The sequence below is a fragment of the Kutzneria chonburiensis genome (assembly GCF_028622115.1).
GTDB lineage: Bacteria > Actinomycetota > Actinomycetes > Mycobacteriales > Pseudonocardiaceae > Kutzneria > Kutzneria chonburiensis.
Genome location: NZ_CP097263.1, coordinates 8,815,569 through 8,829,294, shown reverse-complemented (window position 1 = coordinate 8,829,294; position 13,726 = coordinate 8,815,569). Strand labels below are relative to the sequence as shown.

Sequence of the window (13,726 nt, the reverse complement as noted above, 5' to 3'; positions counted from 1 at the left end):
TCAACGCGAAAGTGCTCCCCACCTGGCGGTGGGGAGCACTTTCTAGTGTTCTTTTCTGGCTCTGTCCAACACTTCTTCCAGGCGCAGCGGGCTCGGCGGGTGGTGGCTCAGGCACAGCGGCGTCCGAATCCGCCGGAACGCGAACGTGTCTCCGGTGGCGTAGAACTGCCCTCGCTCCAGTTTGGAGATGTCCGCCACCGTGCTTCCCTTGGCCCGCGCCATCTCCGTCGCCGCCGCGATCTGCGCCGGGCTGTTGAGGCGACCGAAGAACTGTGTCGTCGCGTTGCCGACCACCTGGTTGTGCACGCCTTTCGGCGCCTGCGTGGCCAGGATCAGGCCGAGGCCGTACTTTCGGGCCTGCGAGGCCAGCAGGATCGTGCTCTGCGTGCTGGCCGTGAGGTTTCCCGACGGGGCAATGGTTTGCGCCTCGTCCATCACGATCAGACCGCCCAGCGGCCGATCCACCGCCGGGTTCCTCTTGGCCCAGGCGAACACTTCCAGCTGGAGCTGGCTCACGAACCCCTGGCGCTGCTCGTCCGCCGGCAGCCCCACGAAGCTGATCACCGATATCCGAGCCCTCTTGCCTTCCGTCGGCGTCAGCAGCAGCTCCGGATCCGTCGGCGTCCCGTTCCCGCCCAGCAGCGGGTCGTTGACCATCGCCGCCCGCAGCGTCTCCGCCAGATCCGCCGCCATCGCCGGCGCCGTGTTCAGTTGGCTCACCCCGTCCGGCAGCTCCGCCAGCGTCTCCACGAAGCCGCCCAGATCCCTCTTTCCCCTTCTCGCGTAGTACTTCAGCCCTTCCCGCAGAACCGCTTTCCCCCTCTGCGCCGCCTTCGACGCCCCCGTCAGGCCCGCGTGCGGCACCAGTCTCGCCACCGCCGCCTCCACCGCCGCCTGGAACTCGTCCGGGTCCTCCCGGACACTCTCAAAGTCCGGCAGCGGCTGAAAACTCAGCGGCCTCCCGCCGGCCCTTCCCGGCGTCCACACCACCACCTCCGTGTTCGCCAGATACTCCTTCGCCCTTCCTTCATCCCCTTCTCCCCAGCCGTCCGGCTTCTCCGGCCAGGCATCCCCCATCCTCGCCAGGTCGTTGTTCGGGTCCAGCACGATCGCCGACACCCCGCGCAGCGCGCACTCCTCCACCATCCGGCGCAGCAGCACCGTCTTCCCGCTCCCCGACCCCGCGAAGATCATCACGTGCTTCCGCAGCGACTCCAGCTCGATCCGCACCGAGTCCAGCACAATCCCCGCCGCCGCCTTCACCGCGACCGGCTCAGCCGCTTCCTCCGGCACCACCTGGTCCGCCGGCTCCGCCACCACTTCTTCCCGCACAGCGGGACCGGTCTCGTCGGGCTCCGCCGTCGGCCACACCGGCGCCACCTTCTCCGGCGGCGGCCGCGTCTCCCGCTGCCGCGACACCCCCTGCCCCTGCTCCGGCAGGATGTCCCGCAGAAACGTCGTGGTGCTGACCGGCTTCCGGGACACGATCCAGGCCATCAACTGGTGCGACTGGTCGGCCAGCATCTCCTTCAGCGCGCTGAAGGTCCGCACCTCCTCATCGGTGATGATCACCCGGCGCCCGCCGGCCGCCTCCAGCTCGCCCAGTTCCAGCTTGGTCTGGGGACCGGCCCAGCCCTGCTTCCCGTTCTGGATCAGGACCAGGTGCCGGTTGGTCACGCCGGGCCGGATCTGGGCCGCGTCACGGGCGGTGCGCATCCGACGCAGCACGGTTTTGCCGTGCGCGCTGGCGATGAACCGGAACGCCCACAGCTCCTGGATGTCCTGTTCCTCGTCGACCGTGCGGCGCAGGCTCACGTGCAGCGAGCCGCCGCCGTGCGCGGGGTCGGGCTTCCATTCCATGGCGTCGTTGCCGACCTCGGTGATCCACGACTTCACCGCCGCCAGCAGCAGGCCCGGCATCACGTCGTCCTCGTTGGTCAGCTTCAGATCCGCGACCACGACAGTGGCCTTGCTCCGCAGCTTCGCGAACTTCTGGTCGTACTCGGCGAGGTAGTCCGGCGGCGGCCCCACCCGGACCGGCGGCTCGATGGCCTCCTCGACCGGCTTGTCCTCGAAGGAGGTCAGCTCGCGGATCTCGCCGAACAGGCAGGACTCGGCGTGCGACTGGACGCGCTTGAGCAATTCCCTTGGCGTGTGGGCGATCCACGCATCGCCGAACGCCTCCGGCGCGATCGGCCAGGTCGGGTGCGGCGGCACGAACCCGACCCGGTCGTAGGCCACCGACAGCCACTTCGCCACCAGCGCCCGACCGACCTCCGGCTGCACGATCGACCCCAGGATCGGAGTCTCGGTGAACCGGTCCTCCACGGTGTCACTGGCGATCCGGTGCAGCGTCTTCCACGAGTTGGGCAGGCACGCCACGATCGACATCGTCCGTCTGGTGGTCTCGCGCAGCTGCATCAGGCCATCGGCGATGTGGGCCACCTCCAGCTTGAGCGCCGGAGTCACCGTTTCCGCATCGGTCTCGTCCTGGCCGAGCGCGACGAGCGTGTCCAGCTGGTCGATGGCGATGACGCAGGGGCCGGTGAGCGCCAGCACACGAGAGATGTCACGCACGAGGATGCGCGGATCCTGCGCCCGGGCCGGGATTCCCCACCGCCGCGCGTGCTGCGCTTCGGCCGTCCCCTCCAGGAACTGCCGTCCGATGGCGAAGTGCTCGGACGCGTACAGCGCCAGCGCGCGGATGGTGTCCGACCCCTCGGCCACCACCCGCTCGTCCACCTTGAGCAGGTGACGCACGAGTTCGCGCAGGCTCTCCGCGGTCAGCGCCGTCCGGTTGAGCAGCGATCGCCGCACCTGGTCCGGCACGTTCGCGCGCACGCACAGCCGCATGAGCAACGCGGTGATCTGAAGTTCGCCGTCCTCGTTGAGCTGCCGGAGCTCGCTGCGCATGGCGCTGGCGACGTCGGCCCAGAACGCCTCCGCCCTGGTCAGCTCGACGAGGAAGAAGTAGCCGCCCGCCTGCTGCACGGCTCGCCGAGCCGCGCCAAGCAGATGGGTCTTGCCGATGCCTTTCTGGCCTTGCAGCACCAGTCCGATCGGGTTGGGCCCGGTGCTGGCCGCCGCGTCGTCGATACCGGCCCGAATGCGGTGCTCTGCCCGCGCGTGCAGGCCGTCCACGTGGGCTTTCGGGGTCCGCCACACGTTGTCCGGGCCTTCGGAGAAGTTGAACCGCACCGCAGCCAACGCCTCCCGTAGCTCATCGGTCATGACGGTTCCTCGATCGCCAGCAGGTGCTTGTCCTCGCTGCCGATCCGGATCGCCGCGTCATGGTCGTCGTCGGTGAGCACCTTGCGGTTGGAGTCCGGGGCGAGGTGGACGCGACCAGTCTTGATCATCTTCAGCAGGACGCCGTCCACCACGTCCCGGTCGACGCCCTCGGTGCGCGGCCGGAGCTTGGCCAGCCGGATCCAGTCCTGGGACTTGACCGACAGCTCCTCGTAGACCTCGCGGATGACGGACTCCAGGCTGCCGCGGTTGAGCACGTCGGCGAAGTCGATGCCCTGCCACGCCAGATACACCGGCAGGCTGTGCATCACCTCGAACACCAGACGGGGCAGCGGGCCCGACCGGTCCGGGGCCTCGACGACACCGAGTTCCCTGACGCACCAGGCGATGCCGTCGTCGGTGATCTGGTGCACGTAGCGCCGCTTGACCTGCCTGGACCGGATCAGGCCGTCCTTGTTCAGCCGATCACGGGCGGCGGCGCGCAGCTCGATGCCGTAGTCCTTCTTGAGATCGGGATTGCCCACCTCCGTCCGGGCCAGCATCAGCGCGAACAGGGTCGCCTGCTCGTGGCTTCCGTACTTCTCCGGCATTGCAACACCTTTCAGACGGTGAGTCGGCGGTCGATGCGGTCGAGCACCGTGCGGATCTCCGCGCGGAGGTCGGCCGGGAGCTTCACCTCGTGGGAACTGCCCCGGGTCCGGCTCAAGAACTCGGTGTCCACGGCGAGGTCGTGCAGCAGGGCCAGGTCGCCGGCATCGAGGGCGGCAGCCATGCCGGCGATGGTTTCCCGGATGAGGGCGAGGCGGCCGGGATACGGCACATACGCCGGCAGGTTGCGCAGCGCCGCCGCGGCGTCGCGGAGGCTTTCCCGGTCGGGGTCGGCGGCGTCGGGCGAGGCAGCGATGAGATCACGGAGCTCGGCGGCGACGTCGGGACCGAGCTTGAGGGGACGAAGGTTGCGCAGGAAGCCGGGGAGGCTGTCCCAGTCGCCGGCCCGGGTCAGCACGAGGAAGAGCCGCCGCTGCCCGTCGCCCGGGGCGAACGTCTGGCGCAGGAAGTACTCGGCCTCGTTGACCTGCCAGCGGGAAACCTGGCCGTCGACCACCAGGCAGAGATGCTTGGCCAGGTGGGGCGAGCGGTCGAGGAACTCTGGCACGCCGGAGAGCGACCGGTCGGCCCGCAGGCCCAGCCGGATGAGCTTGTCGACGAGGGCGCCGGCGTCGGCCGCGGCCGAGCGAGGGCTGGAGACGAGCAGGTCGAGGTCGAATTCGTCGTGCGGGGCGCGCGCTTCGGCGACGTAGGCATCCCGGTTGTCGGCCAGCAGGTCGGTGCGGTCGAAGTGCTGGGCGATGACGGCGGCGACGGTCTCCAGCGCGTAGGAGAGCTGGTCGGCCGACGGCGTCAGCTCCTCGAGCACCGGCAGCTGCTCGCCGAAACTCCAGTAGGAGACGTACGGCAGCGTCAGGTGCCGCATCATCACTTCGCCAGGCACCGTCGCGGCCAGCCACTCGCTGAACAGCGGCGCGACGACGTCGGCGCACCGGCGCTGCCAGGCCTCGGCCCGCTCGTACTCGACCCGGCTGTCCAGCCGGGAAAGCACCGGCAGCACCATGTGTTTGGGCCGGTCGAACGGCATGCCGTCACGGGCCCGGTCGGCCCGTTCGGCGATGTCGACGACGTCCTGGAGGTTCTGGTCGTTGGCGGTGAACACGACGACCAGCCGGTCGGGCAGGTGCGCGGTGCAGATGCCGGCGGTGTCGGAGATGCCGGTCCGGCTGTCGATCAGCACGAAGTCGTAGGCCTCGGTCCACTCCGCGCGGCGGTCCTCCAGATAGGCGGCGAAACCGCGGTCGTAGAGATCGGCCCAGTCGATGGACTGCACGCGCTCCGCGTAGTCGACGTCGAACCGGCCGGCGGCGAGCAGCGCCAGCGTCCCTTCCTCGACCTCGAGCTGAAGCTCGTACGAGCAGGGTGGCGCCTGGGCGAGGAAGTCGTGGGCCAGGTCGACGACGCCGCCGGCCGGTGGCTGGGACATCGCGTCCTTGAAGTAGTAGTGCAGGCCCGGGGCTTCCAGATCCCAGTCGATGGCCAGCACGCGATGGCCCCACCGAGCCAGCAGGACCGCGACGTTGGCCAGCGTGGAACTGCGGCCGACGCCGCCCTTGTAGGAGTAGAAGGTGACGACGGTGCCGGTCATCGCCCGAACCTCGGCATCTTCGTCGGCGGCCGCAGCACCGGATCGGGCATGTCCACGATCGGCCAGTCGGGCTGCCATTCCGGCACCTGCGGCAGCAATACGGCGAGGTCACGGGCCAGATCTCGAACCTTCCAGTGAAAAGAACCGTATTTCTCGGTCTTCTGAAAGGCCATGTCCGGATTGGCGAAATCCTTGAAGTCGACCCAGGCCACCTCGCGGGCCTCCATCGGGAAGGTGTCCGAGTCGCCGAACAGGAGGGAGCAGATCAGGCCCTGCGGGCAGTCGATGCTGGCCAGTCCGAGCTGTTCCTGGCGGGCCCGCATGCTGCGCCACTCGGCTTGACACCAGTCCGACTGGAAGTACGGCGGGGCAAGGACCTGGAGCATGATCTTGCTGCGGAGCAGGGCCCGTTGCAGGCTGGACGGCCAGTGCACGGCGCGTTCCATCGTGCGGTCGATGTAGACCCGCGGCTTGGTCGCCATCTCATCGGCGAGGCAGTCCATCAGCTTCGAATGGAAATGGTTCAGTATCCATTTCTGCACACTGCCACGCCGTGCGTAGCTGATGAATATGTCGTACTCGTAGCCGGACACGCGACCAATGATAAGCACGGATCCGGCGCCGAAAACAGGCATAAAACTGGTCAGTTACGGGGTTACCGGGCGGGAAGTTGACAAAAAGTGGACATTGTCGCTGAAAAGCGGGACGGCAACCGGTGGCGTGGGCTGTGGGCGGACCGGGGTCCGCCCACAGCGATCCGCGGGTCAGCGTCGGCGGCACGCCCGCAGCAGGACGCCGGCGCACAGCGTGAGCGGCATTGCCGCGGATCCGGACGCGAATGAAACAACGATCAAGCCGGTCAGTGTCACCGAGATCAGCAAGGTCGCGTGCAACGTCGGCCGCAGGTGCATGACGACATCGCGCGTGAAGCGAATCCAGCAGCAGTCACAGGATCCGGCTCGCCACAGGGCGGATGCCGTCGCCGCGGGACGGCGGCGGGGCGGGGCCCCGAAGTCGGGCGCGGAACGCGGTCGCTGACCGGTGAGGCGGCGATGCCGGCCTCGTGAGCATGCCGTCGTCGGCCGGCGTCGCGGCCGCGGGCGTACTCTTGACATGTCTGTCTCCTAGAGATACCTCAGCAGTGCTCTATGAATGGACAGTGGCGGTCTCCTGTTCGCGCAGGAGGCCGCCGTATGCCCGTGCCGCCAAAGGCATCCGACCTCCCCTTTCGGTCGAATGCGAACGACACGGCACCGGCGGTGCCACTGCGGCTGCCCCGTCCAGCTGACCTCGGCCGAGCTGTGCAGCCAACCCCGTCACCAGGGCAAATGCCAGAACGAGTCCCCTCTCTCCGTGCAGATGCACGTGCATCTGCACGGAGGCTAGCAGCATCGCGACGGCCCGCACACCCGTTCACGAGGGTTTCCCCACGACACAGGAAAAACCGGGCAATGACGCCGATTGCCCGGTGCAAATTGCAAAGGCGCGCTCTCCCGGAAAAGCGGGACGGCACCTGGATGGTGTTGCCGAGGGTGGCGGCGGAAACCGCCGCCACCTTCAGTCACGACATCGCGGCGAGCACCTTGGCGGTGTCGACGAACTGCTCGAAGCGGACGATCTTGTCGCCACGCACCACGAAGTGGTGCGCGACCCGGACGTTGAGCGCCTTGCCGGTGGCCATGTTGGTGGCGGTGTAGCGGGCCAGCACCACGACGTTCTCGCCGTCGACGACATAGCTGTCGTCATGGGCGGTCCACCCGTCCCAGTCGGCGGCGAGCTTCTCCATCACGTTGGCGGTGACGCCTTCGGGCGTGCGATACGTGCCGGCCAAAGGGAAACCGGCCATCTCGGTCCACTCCACGTCCGGCGCGAGGGTGTCACGCAGGGCGGCCAGGTCGCCGGCGGCGGAGGCGAGGTACTGGCGGCGAACGACGTCGGCGGCGCTCATCCCCAGCTCATCTCGCCCTTGGCGACCTTGGCGCCGATCTGCGCGGCGATCAGCATGCCGTGGTCGGGATAACGGGCCACGAGCACGTCGGTCAGCGCGGTTCCGTCGACGGCGCCGGCGAGTTCCCGTTCAAACGCAAGGAGATACTCGCGGGTGGCGGTGATGGCGGTGGCGTCCGCGGGTGTGCCGGGCAAGCGGTGCCCGGGCACGACGAGGTCGGCGTCCAGCGCCGCCATCTCGTCCAGCAGCCCCACCCACGCGGCGCGCTGCTCCGGCTTGGGCGTGTCGGCGACCCACACGTGTTCCTGTTGGAACAGCAGGACTCCGCCGAGGATCACGCGGTCCTCGGGCTGCCAGAGGTAGTGCCGGTCCGCCAGCTCGGCCGGGCCGCCGCGCAGCTGAAAGCGCTTTCCCTCCAACTCGATCCCGTTGAGCGGCGTGATGTCGACCAACCGGGTCGGCAGGTTCACGCCCACGTGCGCCCACGCCACCAGCTTGCCCTCGTAGCTGTGCCGGATGTGCTCGATCACCGGCGCCGTCGCCACGAACTCGGCCTCCGGGAAGGCATCCGCGATCACCTCGGCCCCGAAGTAGAAGTCCGGGTCGCCGTGGCTGATGAACACCGTGGTCAGGCGCTTGCCGGAGTCCAGGATCCGGGCGACCAGACGGTGCCCGTCGGCCCGGGTGAAGCCGGCGTCGACCAGCAGCGCGTCGTGCTCGCCGGTGACCAGGGTGGCGGTCTTGTTCTTGTCGCCGACCGGGAAGTCGAGGTCGATGACCTGGTACTTGAGCTTGCTCATGGCGTCCTCCTCGTGGGCCAATTACCTGACTCAACAGATTCTGACTCGTCAGATATTTCCCCGAAGAAGTGACGCCGGTCACAATCCGGATCAGCGCAGCTGAGGCAGGGAACTCCGCGCCGCGTGACCGAGAATCCGCAGGTCAGCGAGGAACTGGGCGCGGTGCTCGACCGGCAGCGGGTCCAGGAAGTAGCGCTCGATGTTGAGCCGGTGCACCCGCGACGCCCGCACCGCGACGTCCTCGCCGTGCGGGGTCAGCCGCACCAGCCGCCCCCGCCGATCGCCCGGATCCTCGGTCCGCTCGACCAGGCCCGCCGCCTCCATGCGGTCGATCAGCCGGGTCACGCCGCCCGTGGTCAGGATCTGCTCGCGCCCGATCACGCCCATCGACAGCCCCGGCTCGCCGGCCCGGCCGAGGATCAGCAGCACCTCGTACATGACGTGGCTGATGCCGAACTCCTCCTCGATGGCCCGCCCGAGGATGTGCCCCAGCCGCCCGGCCGCGCCCAGCAGCCGCCCGAAGGCCACGACCAGCTCGTCGCTCGCCGCGCCCTTGGCCGTCGTGATCTCCGCCCGCTCGTCCACACCCCGATCATGCCGGATGAGTTGGCAGACGGGTCGAACGGACCGGGCAATTCCACTACCGCACACGATCCGGCCTGCGGATTCCCTGCTTGTCCACAGGGCTCGAGTTATCCACATGTGGATCTTCACGCCGCCGGGCCGAGACCTCTGCACGGTAGAATGGACGTGGGGCGCCTCCCCTTGGGGAGTGGCGGGGGCCGCCTGTTGGCTGGCTCGATGGCAGAAGTGGGCATGTGGTGGACGGCTGCTGAACTTGTTGGCCAGCGGACAAAAGGCCAGCTGCCAGTGCGGGATCATGTTGCTGCGCAACGCCCGAACGCACCGGTAACAGGGCCGAAGCGCATCACCGGCCCGAACCTGGCAGTGTGCCGGCCGTCGAAGGCGGAGGCCACCGACGCTATGCCGGGCTGGGCAGCAGGGCCAGTCCGGCCAGCGCCGGTGTCAGCAGGCGGATGTGCTGGAAGTACAGGGACAGCAGGAAAAGCTCGCCGTAGAAGCCGGTGTTGATGGCCGCACCGACCAGCACGGAGCCGGTGAACTCCTTGCTGCGGAACAGACTCAGCGGCAACATCGGGTGCCGTCGTCGTTGCTCGACGAGCACGAAGCCGACGCCGCCGAGCGCCGCGACGGCGTACGCCCAGACCACGCCCTCGATGAGCCCGAAGGCCAGTCCGCCGACGGCCAGAACGCTCAGCACCTGCCCCGGAAGATCCAGGCCGACCCGCGCCCGGGCGCTCGGGGCGACAACATGGCGCAGTGTCAACACGATCGCGGCGACACCGACGGTCACGTTGAGGAAGAAGATCACCGGCCAGCCGATCCAACCGGTCAGCACACCGCCGAGCACCGGTCCGAGACCAGCGGCGATCCCGCCCATGCCGCCCCACACGCCGATGGCACGAGCCCGTGCGGCCCGCTCCGGGTACGAGGCGTTGATCAACGCCAGCGACGTCGGCAGCACCAGCGCCGCGGCCAGTCCCTGCACGACCCGGGCCGCGTTGAGCAGGCCCAGAGTCGTTGCCAGACCGCACACCATGGAGGCGAGCACGAACAAACCCAGTCCGCACAAGAAGACCCGGCGCGCCCCGAGCCGATCGCCCAGCGAGCCCGCGGACAACAGCAGACAGGCGAAGACCAGCGTGTAGCCGTCGAGCACCCATTGCCGGCCGCGATCACGGCCGATCGCCGGCAGGGCAGTCGTCACCACGGTCGCGTCCAGCGGGATCATGAAGAATCCCAAGCAAAGCGACACCAATGGCATGCGCGAAATAGCCATGTACGACCACGCTAGCCTGCCGGGACTTCGGTCGCCGACGAAGCGGCGGCAGCATAGCGGCGGGCCAGCGCGGCGAAGGCGTTCCTGAGCTCGACGGGTCCGACGACCTCGATGTCGGCGTCGAAGCGGCCGATGGTGGCGGCGAGACCGGGCCAGGACCAGCTGCCGAGCACGAGACGGCAGCGATCGGGGCCGAGCGCCTCGACAATGCCGTTGCCGACGAAGGAAATGACGGCATCGGCCGGGGCGTGGAGGATCACCTCGCCCCGGCACGGCCACTGATCGACATCGGCGGAACCCTTGAAACGCCCGGAAACGAAGGTGGCGACGTCGCTGCCGGGCAGTGAGCGCGGGACGAAGCGGGGGCCGGTGGGCGTACGCGGGGTGATGCGGTCGACGCGGAAGATGCGCCAGTCGTCCCGGTCCAGGTCCCAAGCCACGAGGTACCAACGTCCGCTCCACGTAACGAGATTGTGCGGCTCGACCCGCCGCGGCTCGTCCCGGTAGTCGAAGCGCAGTACGGCACGGGCGTGGACAGCGGCGCTGACCTCCATGATCACGGCAACGTCGACGGGTGTGTGGCTCACGCTCAGCGGGGTGACCTGAAGGGCGTCGATACGGTGCCGCAGCCGCGACGGCATGACCTGCCGGATGGTGCTCAACGCCCGCGCCGCGGCCTCGCCGACGCCGCTGGTGGCGATGGCGGTCTGCAACGCGACGGCCAGGGCGACCGCCTGCTCGTCGTCGAACAGCAGCGGCGGCAGCTCGGTGCCGGCCCCGAGGCGGTAGCCGCCGTCCGGGCCCTTGATCGTCCGGATGGGATAGCCCAGCTCACGCAGGCGGTCGACGTCCCGCCGCACCGTGCGCGGGCTGGCCTCGAGGCGGTCGGCCAGCAGCTGCGCCGGCCAGTCGCGGCGCAGCTGAAGCAGGGAGAGCAGCGACAGCAGGCGGCCCGAAGTTTTCGGCATGTCGTTCATAGTAGCGGCCACAACCTGTCCACTACTGCTGTCAGAGTTACCCCATGACTGAGACCACCGATTTGCTAGCAGTGCTAGCTGCCGCCCGATCCGCCCTGCTCAAGACGGCCGACGGGCTCTCCGACGAGCAGGCCGCCGAGCGCCCGACGGCCAGCTCGCTGTGCATCGGCGGCCTGCTCAAGCACGTGATGGCCATGGAGGAGCAGTGGCTCCGCTTCGCTGTCGAAGGTGCGTCGGCCATGCCGCACGAGCTGCCCGACAGCGTCACCTGGGACGACATCATGACCGGCGCCGCGCCGCCGCCGCAGTGGATGGTCGACCACCAGAACGCGTTCCAGATGCTGCCCGGGGACACCCTGGCCGACATCCGCGCCCGCTACGAGAAGGTCGCCGCCCGGACCGTCGAGATCGCCGCCACCGCCGACCTCGACGCCGGCCAGGCGCTGCCGCCCGCCCCGTGGCTGGAGCCCGGCGGCTCGTATACGGTCCGGCGCGTGATCATGCACGTGGCGACCGAGACCGCCCAGCACGCCGGGCATGCCGACATCCTGCGGGAGAGCCTCGGCGGATGACCGTCCTGTCCACGCGGGCCCTCAACCGCGCCACCCTGGCCCGCCAGCTGCTGCTCGACCGCGTCGACCTGCCGGTTCTCGACGCGGTCGGGCATCTCTGCGGGTTGCAGGCCCAGGAGCCGCAGGAGCCGTTCGTCGGGCTTTGGTCGCGGCTGCAAGGCTTCGCGCCGTCGTCGTTGTCCGGTCTCCTTGTACAGCGCCAAGTTGTTCGTACGCACCTGATGCGCCGCACCGTCCATCTGCTCACCGCCGATGACGTCATCGCGTGGCGGTGCCGGCACGATTCCATGCTGCTGCAACGGGTTCTCGGCACGTACCGGCGCGAGCTGGCCTCCGTCGACCTGACCGAGCTGTCCGCCGCCGGGCATGCCGTCATGTCCGACGGGCAGCCCCGCACCATGGCCGAGCTCGTCCAGGCCGCCGGCGGCCGCTGGCCGGACGTGCCGCCGCGGGTGCTCGGCGAACTGCTCATCGCCGGGCTGGTGCCGGTGGTCCAAGTGCCACCTCGTGGCCTCTGGCGCAACAAAAGCGGCGTTCGCAACGTCCTGCTGACGGCTTGGCTCGGCCGCCCGTTGGCGCAATCCGACGCCGGTCCCGCCCTGGTCCGCCGCTACCTCGCCGCTTTCGGTCCCGCCGCCACCGCCGACATCCGCGCCTGGTCCGGCCTTACCGGCCTGCCCGCCGCGGTGAAAGCCCTGCAACCCGAGCTCGTCTCCTTCCGTGACGAGCGCGGTCGCCTACTCCTCGACCTGCCCGACGCCCCGCGCCCCGACCCCGATACCCCCGCCCCCGTGCGCTTCCTCCCCGCCTTCGACAACGCCCTCCTCGGTTACGACGACCGCACCCGCATCGTCGACGACGCCCACCGCCTGCTCTCTGTGGCCGGCACTCGCGTCGTGCTGGTCGACGGCCGCGTCTCCGCCACGTGGACCACCGCCGATAACGCCGTGACCGTTACGCCCTTGCGCACCTTCACCCGCGCCGAACGCTCCGCCGTCGCCGAGGAGGCCGAGCGGTTGACCGAGTTCCTCACCTGACGTCCAGCCGCATGCCGATCCGGTCCCGGAACGGCATGTTCTGGCTGACCAGCTGGATTTCCATCTGGTCCATGCCGTCGGTGGACGAGCCCAGCGTGAAGGCCTGCTCGGTCAGGTCGAAGCCGATCGGGTCGTAGAACGCCCGCACCCCCGGCGGCAGCGTGATCGAGTAGCGCAGCCTCGGCACCGGGTAGGTGAGCATCACCGTGTAGTTGTCCGGAACGCGGTCGACAATCAGCGGCCGTGCTCGCTGCGGCCAGAAGAACTCCATCACCACGTCGAATTCACTGCCACGCGGCACCGGCGCGTAGAAGTGCACCAGTACCTCCATCCGCCCGTCGTTCAACCAGGTTGTCGTGACGTCCCGGCGGGTGCCGCCGATCTCCCCCGAGATGACACTTCTGACCTGGACCGTGACTCCCTTGCGATGCTTGACCGGCTGCCCCCAGGCCGGACCGGTACGAAATCGAAAGAAGCGCAGGTCCTCACACACAGCCACGGACCGCAATGTGATCGAGGAGTGGAGGTCCCCGTTGCTCTTCACAGTCATAACCTGCTTCCACTCGACCACCTTGTAGTACGAGGCGCGGGTTTCCATCATGATGTCGCAGTACTGGGCGATCAGTCGTTTGCCCAGCCCGCTTTCCCGCTGCCACTTCGCCTGGCCGGCGACCAGCACGATCATCAGTCCCAGGGTGGACAGGACAACCGCGACAATGGCCGCCGCCTTGATCGACGCATCGCCGAGCAGCGCGCTCAGCGAGCCGCCGAAGGCCAAGATGCCGAGCGCACCCTCGACCAGTCCCAGCACGCCGGCCTGGGCGACGTACCGACTCAGCCATTCGATGAAACTGCCGCGCATAGCGACACCCCTCTCGTGCAACGCGATCCCCTCCGTCACCTGCTCCGTGTGTAGCGGAGGTAGGTAACGGCCCGCGAGCATGGCACCCTGGCGGCGTAACAATGCACAGGGTCAATCGGGCTGTCGGACCAAAAATCCGCCGGACAGTACATACCCTCTTTGTCCAGGAAGTGAGGGAATCGCCGCGAAAAAATCCGCCCGAAACCGGCTCGATCCGCCCGTC

At 68.7% G+C, this 13,726-nt stretch carries 12 protein-coding genes; 2 read left to right on the top strand and 10 right to left on the bottom strand.

Features of this window, described 5'->3' with window-relative positions; translation table 11 throughout:
* Window positions 1-42: 42 nt before the first annotated feature.
* The 9 genes from M3Q35_RS41005 to M3Q35_RS40965 form a co-directional block, all read right to left on the bottom strand.
* The gene (locus tag M3Q35_RS41005) at window positions 43-3,231 is read right to left on the bottom strand and encodes an ATP-binding protein (protein WP_273937959.1); all 3,189 of its coding nucleotides are present in this window, start codon (window positions 3,229-3,231) and stop codon (window positions 43-45) included.
* Entirely contained in the window at window positions 3,228-3,839 is a 612-nt protein-coding gene (locus M3Q35_RS41000; protein ID WP_273937958.1) for a hypothetical protein, read from the bottom strand. Before M3Q35_RS41000 ends, M3Q35_RS41005 begins: the two co-directional genes overlap by 4 nt.
* 11 nt (window positions 3,840-3,850) lie before the next feature.
* Window positions 3,851-5,446, bottom strand: coding sequence for a tyrosine-protein kinase family protein (locus M3Q35_RS40995; RefSeq protein WP_273937957.1), 1,596 nt, complete (start codon window positions 5,444-5,446; stop codon window positions 3,851-3,853).
* Complete coding sequence (locus tag M3Q35_RS40990; protein ID WP_273937956.1) at window positions 5,443-6,039, bottom strand: TIR domain-containing protein; 597 nt, start codon at window positions 6,037-6,039, stop codon at window positions 5,443-5,445. Before M3Q35_RS40990 ends, M3Q35_RS40995 begins: the two co-directional genes overlap by 4 nt.
* Before the next feature lie 968 nt (window positions 6,040-7,007).
* Window positions 7,008-7,394, bottom strand: a complete 387-nt coding sequence (locus M3Q35_RS40985) for a nuclear transport factor 2 family protein (protein WP_273937955.1) — start codon at window positions 7,392-7,394, stop codon at window positions 7,008-7,010.
* On the bottom strand, window positions 7,391-8,194 hold the full coding sequence (locus M3Q35_RS40980; RefSeq protein ID WP_273937954.1) for an MBL fold metallo-hydrolase: 804 nt from the start codon (window positions 8,192-8,194) through the stop codon (window positions 7,391-7,393). The genes M3Q35_RS40985 and M3Q35_RS40980 overlap by 4 nt, the downstream gene beginning before the upstream one ends.
* A 90-nt stretch (window positions 8,195-8,284) precedes the next feature.
* On the bottom strand, window positions 8,285-8,779 hold the full coding sequence (locus M3Q35_RS40975) for a MarR family winged helix-turn-helix transcriptional regulator (RefSeq protein WP_273937953.1): 495 nt from the start codon (window positions 8,777-8,779) through the stop codon (window positions 8,285-8,287).
* A 397-nt stretch (window positions 8,780-9,176) separates the two neighbouring features.
* Window positions 9,177-10,040: an MFS transporter gene (locus M3Q35_RS40970; protein WP_273944669.1), complete on the bottom strand. Its 864-nt coding sequence runs from the start codon at window positions 10,038-10,040 to the stop codon at window positions 9,177-9,179.
* 26 nt (window positions 10,041-10,066) lie between these two features.
* Window positions 10,067-11,023: a helix-turn-helix transcriptional regulator gene (locus M3Q35_RS40965; RefSeq protein ID WP_273937952.1), complete on the bottom strand. Its 957-nt coding sequence runs from the start codon at window positions 11,021-11,023 to the stop codon at window positions 10,067-10,069.
* A gap of 53 nt (window positions 11,024-11,076) precedes the next feature.
* Here M3Q35_RS40965 and M3Q35_RS40960 point away from each other — a divergent pair, with 53 nt between their 5' ends.
* Together M3Q35_RS40960 and M3Q35_RS40955 are read left to right on the top strand one after the other, a co-directional pair.
* Window positions 11,077-11,604: a DinB family protein gene (locus M3Q35_RS40960; RefSeq protein WP_273937951.1), complete on the top strand. Its 528-nt coding sequence runs from the start codon at window positions 11,077-11,079 to the stop codon at window positions 11,602-11,604.
* Window positions 11,601-12,641 (top strand): winged helix DNA-binding domain-containing protein, encoded by a 1,041-nt coding sequence (locus M3Q35_RS40955; RefSeq protein ID WP_273937950.1) that lies wholly within the window; start codon window positions 11,601-11,603, stop codon window positions 12,639-12,641. Before M3Q35_RS40960 ends, M3Q35_RS40955 begins: the two co-directional genes overlap by 4 nt.
* On the opposite strand, the gene M3Q35_RS40950 is transcribed toward M3Q35_RS40955, so the two are convergent.
* Entirely contained in the window at window positions 12,634-13,503 is an 870-nt protein-coding gene (locus tag M3Q35_RS40950; protein WP_273937949.1) for a hypothetical protein, read from the bottom strand. The two genes, M3Q35_RS40955 and M3Q35_RS40950, sit on opposite strands and share 8 nt — an antisense overlap.
* Window positions 13,504-13,726 lie beyond the last annotated feature (223 nt).